Origin of the sequence: Legionella bozemanae (assembly GCF_900450575.1) — a bacterium.
In the GTDB taxonomy this organism is placed as follows: Bacteria; Pseudomonadota; Gammaproteobacteria; order Legionellales; family Legionellaceae; genus Legionella; species Legionella bozemanae.
Genome location: NZ_UGGY01000001.1, coordinates 1653418 through 1670790 on the forward strand (window position 1 = coordinate 1653418; position 17373 = coordinate 1670790).

The window sequence follows — 17373 nt, forward strand, 5'->3', positions numbered from 1 at the left end:
AGAATGCAGGGACCTTTTTTTATAAAAAAAGTCGCAGTTCTGGGGGCTGGTGTTATGGGGGCGCAGATTGCAGCGCACTGTGTTAACGCAGGTATAGAAACGTTACTCTATGATTTGGCATCTAAAGAAGGGAATACGAATGCACTGATTGATAAGTCAATAGCTAATTTAGGGAAGCTAAAACCTGCTCCTCTTGCTACTGCACAAACTGCGGCATTGCTGCAAGCGCGAAATTATGATCAGGATCTTGCTGATTTGTCTTCATGTGATTTAATTATTGAGGCAATCGCTGAGCGCTTGGATTGGAAAGAAGATTTATACAAGCGGATTTCCCCATTTTTAGCAGAACACTCTATTTTAGTGAGTAATACTTCAGGTTTAAGTATTAATTCTTTATGTTCTGTTTTACCCGAAGCACATAGAAAGAATTTTTGTGGCGTTCACTTTTTTAATCCTCCGCGTTATATGCATCTTGCAGAACTTATTCCTGCTGAAACTACGGATAAGGAATTAGTGGATGACCTGGAGACATGGTTAACTCGTTACCTAGGAAAAGGGGTGGTACGTGCCAAGGATACACCTAATTTTATTGGCAATCGCATAGGCGTATTTTCTCTCTTAACGACCTTGCATCATGCTTTTGCTATGGACATGGGATTGGATGAAGTTGATGCATTGACAGGCCCTTTGTTGGGAAGACCAAAATCCGCTACGTTTCGCACTATGGATGTTGTCGGTCTGGATACCATGCAACATGTAATCCACACAATGCAACAACAGTTACAAGATGATCCATGGCATCATACTTTTAAACTGCCCGAATGGCTTCTTAATCTCATTAAAGAGGGACATTTAGGGCAAAAAACAGGTCAGGGTATTTATAGGAAAAATGGTAAAGTCATTGAGGTTTATGATGTTGGAACAGCAACTTATCGCTCGGCGCAACCTGTTGTAAGTGATGAGTTAAAAGCGATTATGGGTAGTCCTGATCCGGCAGCACGCATGCAAAACCTTATGATTTCCAATAACAAGCAAGCGCAATTCTTGGCTGCATGTTTCAGAGATTTATTCCATTATTGTGCGTATCATCTTGAGTCAATTGCAGATAATGTTCGAAATGTTGATTTGGCGATTCGCTGGGGCTTTGGATGGATGCAAGGACCTTTTGAAACATGGCAATTAGCAGACTTGGCAAAAATGACCCAGTATATAAATCAAGCAATAAAGGAAAAATCATCGCTTAGTACCGCGCAATTGCCCGGATGGCTTTTTGAAATCGATGCTTTTTATACTGAAAAGGGCGCATACTCTCCACAGAGGAATGATTATCAATCGCGAAGCCAATTACCTGTGTACAAACGTCAATTCTTTACTGACCGGGTTATTAAAGAAGCAGTACGCCCTACATCTGTGATTTATGAAAATGAAGGCGTGTGTTTATGGCATTTACAAGATGATGTTGCTGTAGTGAATTTCAAAAGTAAAGCAAATACTGTGGGGCAAGCAGTTCTTGATGGATTGGAAGCTGCAGTGGAAACCGCAGAAAAACAATGCCGTGGATTAATTATTTATCAATACGATGCGACTAATTTTTGTTCGGGGGCTGACTTACGCGGGGTTCTTAATTTAATTAAAGACAACAAAATGCAGGCTTTGGACACTATGATTGCACAATTTCAACGTATCGCATTACGTTTGAAATACAGTTCTGTTCCAACAGTTGCAGCATTGAGGGGGCGTGCTCTTGGTGGTGGCTGTGAACTAATGATGCATTGTGATGCAGTGGTTGCTGCCTTTGAAGCTTATCCTGGTCTGGTTGAGTTTGGTGTTGGAGTTATACCTGCAGGGGGTGGATGCAAAGAAATGGCCATGCGTGCTGCGCATCTGGCTCCTAAAGGAGAGTTGATGGCAGTTCTTCAGGGTTACTATCAACAGATCGCCACTGCGCAAGTTGCAGGTTCAGCTGCTGAGGCAATGCAAATGGGCTATTTACGAAGTACGGACAGCTATGTCATGAATGCTGATGAAGTGCTCTATGTTGCATTGGCTAAGATAAATTTCATGCATACGGAAAATTATCTCCCTCCTTTAAAGAAACAGTTCCAAATTGCTGGAATTGAAGGTAAAGCACGATTACAGGCGGGTTTGGTTAACTGGTTAGAGGGTGGATTTATTTCTCAGCATGATTATTTTATTGCTATGGAGCTGGCAACAGTGCTTTGTGGTGGCAATCTCAATCAAAACACATTTGTTGATGAGAACTGGATGCTTAAGTTAGAGCGGGAAGCTTTTATAACTCTTGCTGGAACGCAATTAACTCAAGCACGGATTAGTCATTTACTAGAAACTGGCAAGCCGTTACGCAACTAAGGGAGATTTGAAAATGACTAATGTATATATAGTTGACGCATTACGTACCCCAGTAGGTAAAGCACCACGCGGTGTATTTAAGAATACTTTACCCGACGATTTATTGGCCCATGTGATCAGAAATTTAATGAAACGGAATCCGTCAGTAGATCATCAGGAGATCGGAGACGTTGTAATAGGTTGTGCTATGCCTGAGGCAGAGCAAGGCATGAATGTAGCACGTATTGCATCGTTACTTGCTGACTTACCTCAATCTGTTCCCGCAATGACAATTAATCGTTTTTGTTCTTCTGGGGTGCAAAGTATTGCTACTGTTGCAGAGTCTATACGTAGTGGTGATATGCATTTAGCTCTTGCTGGTGGTGTTGAAAGCATGTCTATGGTTCCTTTAGGTGGAAATAAATACACGGCGAATCCTGTGATATTCAATAATGACGATATCGCAATTGCATACGGGATGGGTATTACCGCTGAAAATGTTGCAAAACGCTGGGAGATTACTCGAGAGCAACAAGATGAGTTTGCTGCTGAAAGTCATAAAAAAGCGGTAGCAGCACAGCAACGTGGGGACTTTAAAGCAGAGATCAGTCCCGTAGAAATTACCATAAGACAGGCAGATTTAGAAAATGCCGCAGTAATAATGAAGAAAAAATGGGTTCATGATGATGAAGGACCACGAGCCGATACTTCTTATGAGGTTATTTCTAAATTAAAACCAGTCTTTGCTGCAAAGGGAACGGTTACCGCAGGAAACAGCTCACAGACCAGTGATGGTGCAGGTATTGCTTTATTGGCTAGCGAAGAGGCTTTACACCAATATAATTTAAAACCAATGGGACGATTATTAAGTTATGCTGTCGCTGGGGTTCCTCCTGAAATTATGGGGATTGGTCCTATCAAAGCAATTCCAGTTGCTTTAAAACGAGCTGGTATCACTTTAGATCAGTTGGATTGGATAGAGCTCAATGAGGCTTTTGCAGCGCAAGCTTTAGCAGTGATTAAAGAGCTTGATCTTCCACGAACCAAAGTGAACCCTTTAGGTGGAGCTATTGCCTTAGGACATCCTTTAGGCGCAACAGGTGCAATAAGAACAGCTACTTTATTGCATGGATTAAAAAGAACTAAAGGACGATATGGCATGGTCACCATGTGTATTGGCACTGGCATGGGAGCTGCTGCAATATTTGAAGCTTTATAGTTTATAGATAAGGAGCGGCAAAACGAAGCTCGAGTTTGTTTTGCCGCTCTCGAGCTTCATGTTTTTAAAGAAAATTTTTTATAAGATACTACTTAGTTTTTATCGCGGAATATAATGCGACCTTTGGACAAGTCATAGGGAGTTAACTCGACTTTGACTTTATCACCAGTCAAAATTCTAATGTAGTTTTTACGCATACGACCAGAAATGTGGGCAGTGATAACATGTCCATTTTCTAATTCAACACGAAACATGGTGTTGGGTAAGGTATCTATAACCGTTCCAGCCATTTCTATATGATCTTCTTTTGCCATAGGTCTCTCAGTGATGTACCAAATTTATAAGGTTTATTATTATATACTTACTGCGTGTATACTGCACTAAAATGAAGAAAATGGCAATCTAGGCCCATTAAAATTTAATTATTTGGCATTATTTCATGATTCGTTTACTACAGACATTATAGACTCAGGTATTAATATAATTTCTCTTATCTTGCTTTATTGGTATTAACTAATCCAGGAATATCCTCAGCTATAAATACATTGCCAACATAGTCAACATAGTGTTTCTCTAGACTAACTTGTGTTCGAGTGGGTCTAATCAGTCCATGCAAATTAAATTCATTTTTTTGTAATTCAATACACAGTGTTTTAATCTGTTCTGGAGTAACACTTTGTTCAAATAGCATTTTTGCAGTATTGAGAAAGCGTTGCATTTCATCATCAAATGTTACTTTATCTTGCATATATTTTGCTTTTACTTCAAGTGTATCTGTAAATGCAGGTTCTTTAGGAGGCTTAGGAACTATTTTCCAACCGTCATGGGTTAATCCAAATCGGAGATGTTTTACCATTTCATGTTCTTGAGAGTAATATGAAACAGTCATTATTCCTGCTGAATTATCTCGTATTAAGAATACAGCCTTAGTTTCTTTTTTTGTGGCACCGTGGTTTTCCAAAATATCATGTAATTGGTTACTGCTAAGTTTTCCGAAAATAATAGGAACTTTAGACTCTGATTCATTATTTTGTTTCGAATCCATAGACGAATACTCCGGGTTATTTAGTGACCACATTGTCAATCATTGAAGCCATAACAGGATGAAATGGTAATGGTATGTCTATATCGTATAATAATAGTACACTGTTGTTGCTATTTGAAATGTTAAGGCAAAATGATATTCCAAGGACCTTGTTTTGTAGGATGTTTTAATGACTGGGATAGCATGTGAAGAAATTCTTTTCGTCCGATAACTTTGGCGCCTAGACTTTGTAAATGGGTGGTTGGAATTTGGCAGTCAATAAAATCAAAACTCCAGTCTGCCATTGTTTTGCATAAATAATAAAAAGCAATTTTTGAGGCATCTGTTATCCTGTGGAACATCGATTCACCAAAAAAAGCATGGCCTAAACTGAGTCCATATAAGCCTCCTACAAGTTCATTTTCATACCATATTTCAAAGGAATGAGCATAGCCCATAGTATGTAAGCGAGTGTATGCTTCAATCATTTCTTTCGTAATCCAGGTATTATTTATTCGTTCAGTACACGTAGCACACGCAGTAATTACTTGTTTAAATGCTGTATCTATTGTAAATCTGAAGGATTTTTTTAATGATTTTTGTAAACTGCGAGACACTTTAAACTCATTGGGAATCAATATGAGCCTTGGGTTTGGAGACCACCAGAGAATAGGCGTCCCTGGCTCATACCAAGGAAAAATTCCCTGTCTATAAGCTTGAAGTATACGCTGGGGTTCTAAATCACCACCAATGAATAATAGACCTTGGTCATCGCTTGTTTCTGGATTTGGAAAGAAGTGCGTTTCATGGCTCAATACAATCTCCTAGATTTATCAAGAATTTTTCTCTTACAAATCTTTTTTATTCTACAATTATTATAAACCTAGAAAAAGCAGTTGAACTTGCTGCAACTACTTTTTTCTAGATGAAACAAGAACTGGAGGAACCAATTGGATTATTTGTATAGCCTGGGAAATATTTTAATGCTTTTGAGTCTTTGTTTTAGAAAAGTACTCTTTCTTCGTACAATATTTATACTATCTGATTTATCGTTTTTGCTCTATGGTGCATTGGCTGATGTACCTCCAGTTGCATATTGGGCTATCGCATCATTAATGATTAATTTTGTACAGATTGGTATTTTGTTAAGAGATATGATGCCTAGAGACTTGCCTTATGATTTGCAACAAATAAAAGATTTATTCTTTTCAAGTATGCAAACGAGTGATTTTATTCGCCTGATTAAATTAAGTTACCGAGGTACTTCCAGCAATAAAAAAATGCTGACTAAAGGGGAACCTGTAGAAAATTTAATGTTGATCACTGAAGGTTTGGTTTATATTGAAGTAGATGGAGCTATTATAAAAGTAGGTCCTTATCACTTTATTGGTGAGATGAGTTATTTTAGAGACGGTAAAGCCAGCACTACCATATATTCACGAGAACCCGTAGATTTTTTATATTGGCGTTATTCCGATTTACGCCGCTTACAAGAAAAAAACCCTCCCTTATTTATGAAAATGATTGAAGCTATGGGTAAAGATATTATGTTGAAAATGCTTCATCAAAATAAAACACCAGAGTCAGCATAAGTGGCGGATCTATTTGGGGCAGCAAAGCAGAGTTGTTTTATTATAAATCAGCTTCACCGCACACCAGATTTCAATTAAACGCTATTTTCCTAAATTCAAATCCAAGTATTGCTCTGCATCAAGAGCCGCCATACAACCAAAACCAGCAGAGGTAATGGCTTGTCGGTACACATGATCAGCAACATCACCACAAGCAAATACGCCGGGAATAGAAGTGCTGGTTGCCATACCTTCCAGTCCTGATTTGATAACGATATAACCATTATTCATGATCAATTGATCTTTAAATAAATCAGTATTAGGTGTGTGTCCTATAGCAATGAATACACCATCGACATTTAACAATTCCTTTGTATCATTTTGCACATTACGAATTAAAGCTCCAGTTACTTTCTTATCATCGCCAATGACTTCATCAAGAGTGGAGTTCCAAATTATTTTAATATTGCCGTTATGTGTTTTTTCAAAGAGTTTATCCTGAAGGATTTTCTCAGCACGCAGGCTGTCGCGTCGATGTACTAAGGTTACGGAAGAAGCGAGGTTAGACAAATAAAGCGCTTCTTCAACTGCAGTATTTCCTCCGCCAATAACACAGACTGCTTTATTGCGGTAAAAAAAGCCATCACATGTGGCGCAGGCAGAAACCCCTCGGCCTTGATAAGCTGATTCTGACTCTAACCCCAGATATCGTGCAGAAGCTCCAGTAGCGATGATCAACGCATCACAGGTATAAATATCACTGTCACCATGCAGTGTAAAAGGTGCTTGTGCTAAATTAGCTTTAACAATATGATCAAAAATAATTTGAGTATCAAAGCGTTCTGCATGTTTTTGCATACGCTCCATCAGGGCAGGGCCTTGTAATCCCTCGATGTCACCAGGCCAGTTATCAACATCCGTCGTCGTCGTTAATTGACCTCCTGGTTGCATTCCAGTGATTAAAACTGGATGAAGATTGGCTCTTGCAGCATAGACTGCAGCGGTGTAACCTGCTGGTCCTGAACCTAATATGATTAAGCGGTGATGATTGCTTGAGCTCATTATCTCTGCCTTCCTTAATATTTTGATATTTTGTGTTAAGATGGCGAATATTATGACAAAAACAACGATATGAAAATACCTATGGAAAAACAACATTCAGGAAAAAAATCTGGTGCATCCAAAAAACACATGCCTAGCTATGTTGTAAAGCGACTTAGCGAGGGTAGTTTTATATTAATTTTAACAAGTGCTCTTTTTGTGCTCTTGTCTTTACTAACTTATAAAATCAGTGATCCTGGATTTTCCCATGCTTCACGAGCTGGAGCAGTTGTTGCAAATTCAGGCGGACAAGTGGGCGCATATATTGCGGACGCGCTGTATTTTGTATTTGGATATTTTGCCTATTTGGTACCTATCGCTTTTGTTTATATTTCCTGGGCCTTATTGCACGATTTTCGTGCATTAAAAACTCTTGATAAACGTGTTTTAGTTCTTCGTTCTGTTGGATTGATGCTTATGTTTGCTGGAGGCTGCGGTTTATTAAGCCTCGAGGCAGAGATGAATCAATTGGATTCTATTCATGGTGCCGGAGGATTTATAGGACAGGCTGTTGGTGGCGGTTGGTATCAAATGCTGAATTTATATGGAGCAAGCTTAGTTCTATTGGCTATGCTTTTAGTAGGGACTACATGGTTAACCGGTTTATCCTGGATAAGGGCGATTGAACTTATTGGTTTTTATACATTATTCGCTGTAAATTATGTTTCTAAGGCAATACAAAAAGTAGTGGCTCTTTTTAAGGCCCAAGTCGAGCGTTCAAAGTCAAAAGAAATAACCAAAACACCTCGCGAAAAACCTGCTCCGAAATTATTTAAACCAAAAGTAGAGAAAGAAAGTGAGGTGGTGGTAGCTCCTCCTATTTTAATTACTAATGAAGTAAAACCTGAAATTGTTAAACCAGTTAAGGAAATAAAAGAAATCCGTATTCCTAAAGTAAGTACTTCCGGTGAATTACCCTCTCTAAGCTTATTAGATAAAGGACAACCTGGAAAACCAATGGGTGGATACACGCATCAGGAGCTGGAGAATTTATCACGGGAAGTAGAACAACATTTACTGGATTTTGGCATTCAGGCTGGAGTGGTAGCTGTACATCCGGGACCTGTGGTCACTCGCTTTGAATTACAATTGGCAGCAGGGGTTAAAGTAAGCAAATTGACTGCATTGGCTAAAGATTTAGCCCGGTCCTTATCCGTAATTTCAGTTCGTGTTGTTGAAGTAATTCCAGGTAAAACTGTAGTTGGGTTAGAGCTACCCAATCATTCGCGAGAAACTGTTCGATTATCGGATGTTTTATTAGCGGAGGTATATCAACAGGCGCATTCGCCGATAACCTTAGCCTTAGGCGTTGATATTGCAGGACACCCTGTAGTGGTTGATCTGGCAAAAATGCCGCATTTATTGGTTGCTGGGACAACAGGGTCTGGTAAATCAGTTGGTATTAATGCCATGATTCTAAGTATCTTGTTTAAGGCAACCCCCGATCAGGTACGACTTATTATGGTTGATCCTAAAATGTTGGAGCTATCAGTTTATGATGGTATTCCGCATTTGTTGACTCCTGTGGTTACCGATATGAAAGAGGCTGCCAGTGCTTTGCGTTGGTGTGTCGAAGAGATGGAACGTCGTTATAAACTGATGGCTGCTTTGGGCGTAAGAAACTTGGCAGGCTTCAATAGTAAAATCGCCGAAGCGATTGCTGATGGCCAATCTTTAGTTAATCCTTTATGGAAGCCTGTTGATTCAATGGATGAAACAGCTCCAGAGTTAGAGCCTTTACCCCATATTGTCGTCGTGATTGATGAGCTTGCCGACATGATGATGGTTGTAGGGAAGAAGGTAGAACAGTTAATCGCACGCATTGCTCAAAAAGCCCGTGCTGCTGGAATTCATATGATTCTTGCGACACAGAGACCCTCGGTGGATGTTTTGACTGGGTTGATTAAATCAAATATTCCTACAAGGATGTCGTTTCAAGTTTCGTCAAAAATTGATTCTCGTACTATATTAGATCAACAAGGTGCTGAACAATTATTAGGACATGGAGATATGCTCTATTTGGCACCAGGGAGCGGAGCACCTTTACGTGTTCATGGCGCGTTTGTTGATGACAAAGAGGTTCATCGTATTGCTGATGACTGGCGTGCTCGAGGGGAACCTGATTATATTGATGATATTTTAAAATTAACTGCTGATGGTAATGAAGGGGGAACAGATGAAGACGGCCAATCCACGGCTGAGGATGATGATCCTCTTTATGATCAAGCAGTAGAGTTCGTTATTCAAACGCGCAAGGCAAGTATTTCTGCAGTTCAGCGACGTTTAAAAATAGGTTACAACCGTGCAGCAAGAATGGTTGAGGAAATGGAGCGAACAGGAATTGTGGGCCCATTAGATGGCGGTTATCGTGATGTCTTGGTGTCATCCGTGACGGAGGATTAACAATGAAAAAAATATTAATCGCATTACTCTTGAGTGTTTCTATCGCAGGATATTGTGAAACACCTGATGCATTGTTGCAGGCCAAATTAAATGGTATTCGCTCAATGACAGCTGTTTTTAAGCAAACAGTAAAAGCAAAACATCGAGTAGTATCTCGTTCATCAGGGACTATGGCATTACAAAGACCGGGTCGATTTCGTTGGCAGACGACACAGCCTATGGAGCAGTTAATGGTAGCTGATGGTCAGAAAATTTGGGTCTATGACAAGGATCTGGAGCAAGTAACTGTTAAAACGCAACAAAAAGGTTTAGGAGGAACTGCTGCTTTATTCTTGAGTGGTTATGACGATACTGTAACCCGAGATTTTAAAGTGGCTCAGAGTAATGTGGGTAATGAGCTTGTTTTTGATTTGAAATCAAAATCACCTAAAGCAAATTTCCAACGGATAAAATTGATGTTTCGCCAAAATACCTTAACAGGTCTGGAGCTTTATGATCAATTGGGTCAAGTAACAACGGTCCAATTATTGCAAATCAAATTAAACCCTAAATTGGCTGCTAGTTTATTTCAATTCAAAACGCCAAAAGGGGTTGATGTGGTTCGGCAATGAGCTTATTTAAGACGATGCCCACACCACCATTAGCAGAACTTTTAAGACCCAAAAGTCTGGATGAAGTAATTGGGCAAAGTCATTTATTGGGAGAAGGAAAATCCTTACAGCTTAGTTTTGCTGGGAAAAAGCTTCATTCAATGATTTTATGGGGGCCGCCAGGAGTTGGTAAAACGACGATTGCCCGCATTGCCGCTGAAGCTTTTGACTGCGAATGGATAGCGCTTTCCGCAGTTTTCTCCGGTGTTAAGGACATCCGCGCTGCAGTTGAAAAAGCCCAAGAAAATCTGACCTATGGTAAACATACTTTATTGTTTATTGATGAAATTCATCGTTTTAACAAAGCGCAACAAGATGCATTATTACCTTATACTGAATCGGGTTTAGTGACTTTCATAGGGGCTACTACTGAAAATCCTTCTTTTGAGGTAAATTCAGCTTTGCTGTCACGCGCCCAAGTTTATGTTTTGAAGTCTTTGACTGATGAAGAATTAAAACGTTTGTTCCAAAAAGCATATAAGGCTGTTTTATCTCATATCCAGTTTGATGATGATGCGATAGAAATGCTTATCGGATTTGCCGATGGTGATGCCCGACGGTTATTAAATAGCCTTGAACAATTGCTTGCAGCATGCACCACAATGAATAATATACATGTCACTAAAGAATTTGTTATGAATTCACTGACAGAGCAGGTCAGGCGTTTTGATAAAGGCGGCGAAAATTTTTACGATCAAATTTCTGCGCTGCATAAATCAGTGCGTGGCTCTCATCCTGATGCAGCACTTTATTGGTTATGCCGTATGTTAGATGGGGGAGTAGACCCTCGTTATTTGGCACGGCGTATTGTGAGAATGGCATGGGAAGACATTGGTTTAGCTGATCCACGAGCTGTTCAAATTGCAAATGATGCTGCAGTTACTTACGAAAGATTGGGTTCTCCTGAGGGAGAGCTTGCTCTGGGGGAGGCCGTCATTTATTTATCAATTGCTGCAAAAAGTAATGCAGCTTATGTCGCGTTCAACGAGGCTATGGATTTTGTAAAACGGGATAAATCTCGAGAAGTGCCTATTCATTTGCGCAATGCTCCTACCCGTTTAATGAAAAAGCTAGGATATGGAAAAGAGTATCGTTATGCTCATGATGAACCCCATGCTTATGCTGCTGGAGAACATTACTTACCTGAAGGGATGCAAGAACCCGGCTGGTATAAGCCAGTAAGTCGTGGTCTAGAAATAAAGATTGCCGAGAAGTTAGATTTTTTAAAATCACTGGATGAAAAAAAGCGAGAATCTTAACCTGAGTTCTGTGACACTTCACTCAGGTTATATATTTTACAATGATGCTCTAGAGTACAATTTATTCTCTGCACTTAGATTTTCTATTTCTTCTAGCAATTCTTTTTTGAGCAAGCCAAGAGATGTATAACTGTAAAACAATGAATGGCGTTTGCGTAATCCCGTGATGCAACTTGTTAACGAATTAAGAATTAATGCATTACAATCGCGAGGAATCCAATCCGGATCTTCATGATCGGGATTAGATATTTTGTATACGTTGCCAAAGTCAATCAAGTAGGCTTTAAAGGTACCGTCTTCCTTTTTTTCTATTAAAATATTGTCCAGCTTCAAGTCACCATGACGTAACCCCAAGCTGTGAAATCTATGAACCTCATCCACAATAGCAAGTATTTGTTGGCAATAAGTCAGGGGATCTGCACGATAATCACTTAAACTATAACTTACTGGAGAAGCATTTAAAAACGGTAAAACCAGTCGAATCTGGCCATTTTTATCCCTAAATAAGTCTGCTTTTTTTTCTGGATATACTGTATTCCATATTGTTTTTTCTTTTTCGTAGGCAGTTGCATAAAAATTAATAATTTCCTCACTATCTTTGCTCTTATATCTAGGTTTTTTAACAATGAAACTGGGTTTGTTTTCTATGCCAAAAAATCTGTTGATGGAAGTATATCCACCTGGATTGCCTCGAAGTGGAGTGTATATCACTCCATTGAGTTCGAAAGTTGAGTTACTCCTTTTAAGTTCATTAGAAAATTCATATTTGCATTTTGTCATAATAATCACCTGATTCACTGCCAAAATGTCAACCAATTATTTGTTAATTATCAGTTAACTTATAGCTTGATTCTGCAAAAAACCTTTTTAGATGAAAGTCATGAGCCGTGATTTCCATCAAAATTAACTCATATGATAGCCAAAGCTAAAATTTTTATGCAAAATTTTAATTTGAGCGCTTTGTATTGGTTTGAAGGTTGAAAAACCAGTATCGCGAAGCCTGAACACTGGTATTGGAGAGGATTAGTTTGTTAGCGCTATTTACAAATAACTCCGCCCAACCTCGACAACAGTGTCCAGGTAGCGCATCATCATTTGTGGTAAGCATGTTAGTAGCATATTAGGCAGTAATAATATCAAGTAAAAATACATTATGCATAAATTTATTTATAATATCAAATGCAAGAAAGAAAAAATGGAGTTTGGATTAATTGTATGATTTTAAATATATTTTCATTTTACTCTAAATTTGTTACAGTCATCTTAATTAATTAAAATAATTTCATCCAGTATGCATTATTCTAATTACCAAACATGTGCTGTAAGACCGCAAATACCTCTTTCTGAGTGGGATATTTTATCCAGCTTGCCAACTGCTTTGGTAATCATCAATTCTCAAGGACGAATTGTGTGGTTAAATCCACCAGCTGAAGCAATGCTGGGGTATGGGTTACTCGATTCATTATGGTTGGATGTGATTTTACGCGCTTTTGTTCCTCGTGCTGATGATGGACATGAAGTATCTCTGGCAGATGGTCGTCGAGTCCATGTAGCGATTGCAACTTTTGACAGTTTGCCGGGCATATTGGTCAGTTTAACTGATATAACTGCTACGCGGGATTATGAGAAGGCTAAAGAAAATGAAAAACGATTAGTCTCAATTGGCACAATGACTGCACAGCTCGCACATCAAATCAGAACTCCTTTGGCTTCAGCGATGTTGTATACAGAACATTTGAATAATCTTCCTGATTTGGATGTGCGTACCCAAAATTGGATTCATCGATTGCAAGAGTGTCATACCAGTATTGAGCAGCAAATTCAGGACTTATTATTGTTTGCACGAGGCACTACAATAGAGCCGACACGTATGGATATGAACTATTGGTGTTCCTTACTCGTACAACGTGCGCAGCCTTATGTTTTAGCTCGTAATGTAACATTCAATGTGAACAATCAGCTGATTTCCAGTGAGTCATTAGTTCATGCAGAGTCATTAATTGGTGCTGTTTTAAACTTGGTGATCAATTCATTGCAATCTGATGCAACAGAAATTAATTTAACACTTGCATCTATGGATGATTCAGGTATACAAATATCAGTAGAGGACAATGGTAAAGGAATGACTGAAGAAGTAAAGAACCAGGCCTTTTCCCCTTTTTATACTACAAAGGCACAAGGAAATGGTTTAGGTTTGGCGGTTGTTTATGCTGTAGTAAAAGCACACGGCGGACGGTTGAGTCTGGAATCTACGGAAGGAGTTGGAACTCAAGTTAATTTGTTTTTGCCGTAATATTTTAAGTCGTCATCCTGAGCATGTTGAAGTGTCTCCTGCTTAAGTTTTTAAAATGCATTCGGGAGATGCTTTACCGCGCCCTGGATGATATCCTTTTTATAACACTTAGAAAAAGGACTTTTTATGAGTCATGTTTTAATCGTTGAAGATGATCCAGTATTAAGGGAAGCGCTGGCTGAAACAATGACTATTGCTGGCCATACATATATTACTGCTAAAGATGGCAAGGAAGCTTTGGCGCTTCTAGAAATTCATAATCCATCAGTGGTACTAACGGATATTCGCATGGATGAACTTGATGGAAATCAGCTATTAGCTGAGATTCAAAAAAGAAGACTTGGGCTACCTGTAATTTTGATGACTGCTTATGGATCAGTACAAGATGCGGTGAATGCTCTTCATAACGGTGCGGTAGATTACCTCCAAAAGCCATTTAGTGCCCAAGTGTTAACTGAAAAAATAAATCAATACATTAAAGTGGAGTTTGATGAGGATACTGGAGAGCCCATTGCCCAGGATCCTAAAAGTCAGGCCTTACTGACTATGGCATTAAAAGTGGCCCAATCGGATGTCGGTGTGATGATTAGTGGAGAGAGTGGCACGGGTAAAGAGGTCTTAGCTCATTTTATTCATGATCATTCACCCCGGAAAAAACAACCTTTCATTGCGATTAATTGTGCTGCAATTCCGGAGCAAATGCTCGAGGCTACTTTATTTGGTTATGAAAAAGGTTCATTTACTGGAGCTTATAAATCAACGGCTGGAAAGTTTGAACAGGCACAAGGGGGAACTTTGCTTCTTGATGAAGTGAGTGAAATGCCTTTAAGTTTACAAGCTAAATTGCTTCGAGTATTACAAGAAAAAGAAGTGGAGCGAATTGGAGCTAATAAAACAATTAGTTTGGATGTACGCATTCTGGCTACCACCAACCGACAGCTTAAGGATGAAGTGAAGGCTGGTCGGTTTAGGGAAGACTTGTTTTATCGTTTGAATGTATTCCCATTGCAGTGGCATCCTTTACGTGAAAGAAAGAATGACATAATTCCCTTGGCTAACTATTTAATTCGTAAACATTGCCAGCATAAGCAACCTGTGGTTCCGGTGATTTGTCCAGCAGCTCAGAAGCTGATGTTGGCTTACCCATGGCCGGGAAATGCGCGGGAATTAGATAATGTAATTCAAAGAGCATTAGTTTTACAAACTCAAGGCATTATAGAAGCAGAGCATTTACAATTGTCATTAAACGCGACCTTGGTTCCTGAAACTACCCCGGCCGCTAACAGTAAAAATTTGCAAATTCATGAATTTGAATTAATTGAAAAAACTTTATTAGAGAATGAAGGAAATAGACAGAAAGTCGCAGCTTTATTGGGGGTAAGTGAACGAACATTACGCTATAAATTAGCAAAAATGCGAGAGGAAGGGTATACAGTATAAAAAATTGTATCACCTTGGTGCGATGACATAAGAGGCTGCTATGACCTTGGTCACCAGAAAAAGGGATAAAACGCCAAATAATTATGAGGTAAATAGGGATGAGTGATATTAATACGGTTAATCTGCTAAATCAGATAAAGACAATGTCTGCCAAGGCTGAAGGTGCAGTGATTGAAACAGAAACAAATCAAGCTCCTTTTGGTACGGTATTTCAACAAGCATTAAATCAGGTCAATGAGTTAAATCAATCTGCAGACTCTTTAAAAACACGTTTTGAAATGGGTGATCCTAACGTGAGTTTAGGAGAAGTAATGATAGCGGCCCAAAAATCCAATTTGGGGCTTGAAGCTACTGTTCGGGTTCGCAACAAAGTGGTACAAGCGTATCAAGACATTATGAATATGCCAGTATAATTAGGAGCTTGAAATGGCATTGGCTGATAGTGCATCAACAGTGGCAGCAAAGTTTGCAAATCTTTCTATTGCGCGTCAAATTGGTTTACTTGTGGGAGTTGCTGCAAGTATTGCCATCGGTTTAGCGGTTGTTTTATGGTCTCGTGATCCGAATTATGTTCCTTTATACACACAAATGAATGCGCGTGATGCGGCTGAAGTAGTCTCTGCCCTTGAGCGTAATGGCTTTGATTTTAAGATTGATAATAACAATAGCATGATTATGGTTGCGGCCGATAATCTGCAAAACGTACGTCTTAAATTGGCAATGGAAGGATTGCCTCGTGATCCTGTGGCTTCAGAAGAACTTTTTTCCAGCTCTAATGCGTTTAACAGTAGTCAATTCATGGAAAACGCGCGTTACAAGCAAGCGCTGGAGGCTGAGCTTGCCCGTACTATAAGTAAGTTCAATGATATTAAATCAGCTCGAGTTCATTTAGCAATTCCACGTGAATCGGCTTTTGTTCGTGATGCTCATGAGCCTAGTGCTTCTGTTTTTCTAGATGTTTATTCAGGTTTGGAGCTTAAAAAGCATACAATTGCAGCAATTGTAAATTTGGTTGCATCCAGCATTCCAAATCTCTCTGCAAGTCGGGTGACGGTTGTTGATCAAGATGGTCAATTGTTAAATGAAGGCGGTGGGCAAACTCTTTTTACAGATACAGAGCGCTTTTTAGATTACAGACAAAATTTGGAACATCAATATGCTCAAAAAATTCAAGATATTTTAACACCAATACTTGGTTATGGACGGGTTAGAGCAAAAGTTTCTGCTGATATAGATTTTACCAGTTATGAACAAACGCAAGAAATGTTTAATCCTGAACTGCCTTCTTTACGTAGTGAACAAACCATGGAAGAGAAACGTAATGTTTCAAATGAAGCAGTTGGAGTGCCTGGTACTTTATCTAATACACCGCAGGCTAATCCTGCTCTTACTCCCAAGAACGCCCCCCCTAAAAATGTACCACCAAATGCACAACCACAACCCCAGGCAGCGTCAGATACCAGCCAATCCATTGATTCGCGCACACAAAGTACTAAGAATTTTGAGCTGGATAAAACAATTAGCCATACCAAAAATCAACCTGGAACGATTAAACGACTCACTGTTGCGGTTTTGGTAGACAACAAAGCCGTAAGGGATGAGAAAACTAAAAAAATGTCTAAAACTCCTTTAACGCAAAAGGAAATACAGCAAATTAAATTACTTGTTGCAGATGCAATTGGATTAAATGCACAACGTGGTGATAGTTTAAATGTGATCAATACTGATTTTGTTAAACCTGATCCTATAGCTGCTATTCCTGAAGAGCGTTTTTGGCAAAAAGATATTTTCTGGTCCATAGTGAAGCAAACGGCAGCCGCTTTATTTGTTTTAGCTTTAATTTTTGGTGTGCTAAGGCCAATGTTAAAAACACTCGCTAGCAATCGAAATGTCAGAGGGGTTACGGATGATGAGCAACCTATAGCAGATTTGACCTATGATGGGACAATTTCAATCAAAGAAGCAAATGATTATGAATCACAGTTAAATTTATTACGCCAGGTTGTTGATAAAGAACCCAAGCGCGTAGCACAGGTAGTTAAAAATTGGGTTGATCGGGGGTAA

Annotated in this window: 15 protein-coding genes; 10 read left to right on the forward strand and 5 right to left on the reverse strand. The window is 39.2% G+C overall.

Going from position 1 to position 17373, the window contains the following annotated elements:
- The first annotated feature begins 3 nt into the window (after nucleotides 1-3).
- A complete protein-coding gene (locus DY223_RS07095) occupies nucleotides 4-2370 on the forward strand; it encodes a 3-hydroxyacyl-CoA dehydrogenase/enoyl-CoA hydratase family protein (RefSeq protein ID WP_058459270.1) in 2367 nt (788 codons plus the stop codon).
- A 13-nt stretch (nucleotides 2371-2383) separates the two neighbouring features.
- Entirely contained in the window at nucleotides 2384-3568 is a 1185-nt protein-coding gene (locus DY223_RS07100; protein ID WP_058459271.1) for an acetyl-CoA C-acyltransferase, read from the forward strand.
- Nucleotides 3569-3660: 92 nt separating this feature from the next.
- Here DY223_RS07100 and infA read toward each other — a convergent pair whose 3' ends face one another.
- The 3 genes from infA to aat all read right to left on the reverse strand — a co-directional run bounded on the left by infA (nucleotide 3661) and on the right by aat (nucleotide 5407).
- Nucleotides 3661-3882: a translation initiation factor IF-1 gene (gene infA / locus DY223_RS07105; protein ID WP_058459272.1), complete on the reverse strand. Its 222-nt coding sequence runs from the start codon at nucleotides 3880-3882 to the stop codon at nucleotides 3661-3663.
- Nucleotides 3883-4058: 176 nt separating this feature from the next.
- Complete coding sequence (locus DY223_RS07110; RefSeq protein ID WP_235810503.1) at nucleotides 4059-4646, reverse strand: hypothetical protein; 588 nt, start codon at nucleotides 4644-4646, stop codon at nucleotides 4059-4061.
- Nucleotides 4647-4735: 89 nt separating this feature from the next.
- A complete protein-coding gene (gene aat, locus DY223_RS07115) occupies nucleotides 4736-5407 on the reverse strand; it encodes a leucyl/phenylalanyl-tRNA--protein transferase (RefSeq protein WP_058459274.1) in 672 nt (223 codons plus the stop codon).
- A 168-nt stretch (nucleotides 5408-5575) separates the two neighbouring features.
- Here aat and DY223_RS07120 point away from each other — a divergent pair, with 168 nt between their 5' ends.
- Nucleotides 5576-6184, forward strand: a complete 609-nt coding sequence (locus tag DY223_RS07120; RefSeq protein ID WP_235810504.1) for a cyclic nucleotide-binding domain-containing protein — start codon at nucleotides 5576-5578, stop codon at nucleotides 6182-6184.
- A gap of 81 nt (nucleotides 6185-6265) precedes the next feature.
- Here DY223_RS07120 and trxB read toward each other — a convergent pair whose 3' ends face one another.
- Nucleotides 6266-7225, reverse strand: a complete 960-nt coding sequence (trxB, locus tag DY223_RS07125; protein WP_058459276.1) for a thioredoxin-disulfide reductase — start codon at nucleotides 7223-7225, stop codon at nucleotides 6266-6268.
- Nucleotides 7226-7306: 81 nt separating this feature from the next.
- Between trxB and DY223_RS07130 the strand changes: the two genes are divergently transcribed.
- Genes DY223_RS07130 through DY223_RS07140 form a run of 3 tightly spaced genes read left to right on the forward strand, consistent with a single transcriptional unit; the run spans nucleotide 7307 to nucleotide 11576 of the window.
- Nucleotides 7307-9667, forward strand: coding sequence for a DNA translocase FtsK (locus DY223_RS07130; RefSeq protein ID WP_058459277.1), 2361 nt, complete (start codon nucleotides 7307-7309; stop codon nucleotides 9665-9667).
- Between the two features lie 2 nt (nucleotides 9668-9669).
- Nucleotides 9670-10278, forward strand: a complete 609-nt coding sequence (lolA, locus tag DY223_RS07135) for an outer membrane lipoprotein periplasmic chaperone LolA (RefSeq protein ID WP_058459278.1) — start codon at nucleotides 9670-9672, stop codon at nucleotides 10276-10278.
- A complete protein-coding gene (locus tag DY223_RS07140; protein WP_058459279.1) occupies nucleotides 10275-11576 on the forward strand; it encodes a replication-associated recombination protein A in 1302 nt (433 codons plus the stop codon). The genes lolA and DY223_RS07140 overlap by 4 nt, the downstream gene beginning before the upstream one ends.
- A 36-nt stretch (nucleotides 11577-11612) precedes the next feature.
- Here DY223_RS07140 and DY223_RS07145 read toward each other — a convergent pair whose 3' ends face one another.
- Nucleotides 11613-12356: a lipopolysaccharide kinase InaA family protein gene (locus DY223_RS07145; protein WP_058459280.1), complete on the reverse strand. Its 744-nt coding sequence runs from the start codon at nucleotides 12354-12356 to the stop codon at nucleotides 11613-11615.
- Nucleotides 12357-12867: 511 nt separating this feature from the next.
- Here DY223_RS07145 and DY223_RS07150 point away from each other — a divergent pair.
- From DY223_RS07150 to fliF, 4 genes are all read left to right on the forward strand, one after another.
- Nucleotides 12868-13869, forward strand: coding sequence for a sensor histidine kinase (locus tag DY223_RS07150; protein WP_058459281.1), 1002 nt, complete (start codon nucleotides 12868-12870; stop codon nucleotides 13867-13869).
- A 126-nt stretch (nucleotides 13870-13995) separates the two neighbouring features.
- Complete coding sequence (locus tag DY223_RS07155) at nucleotides 13996-15309, forward strand: sigma-54-dependent transcriptional regulator (RefSeq protein ID WP_058459282.1); 1314 nt, start codon at nucleotides 13996-13998, stop codon at nucleotides 15307-15309.
- Between the two features lie 98 nt (nucleotides 15310-15407).
- A complete protein-coding gene (gene fliE / locus DY223_RS07160) occupies nucleotides 15408-15722 on the forward strand; it encodes a flagellar hook-basal body complex protein FliE (protein WP_058459283.1) in 315 nt (104 codons plus the stop codon).
- Between the two features lie 13 nt (nucleotides 15723-15735).
- Nucleotides 15736-17373, forward strand: a complete 1638-nt coding sequence (gene fliF / locus DY223_RS07165; protein WP_058459284.1) for a flagellar basal-body MS-ring/collar protein FliF — start codon at nucleotides 15736-15738, stop codon at nucleotides 17371-17373.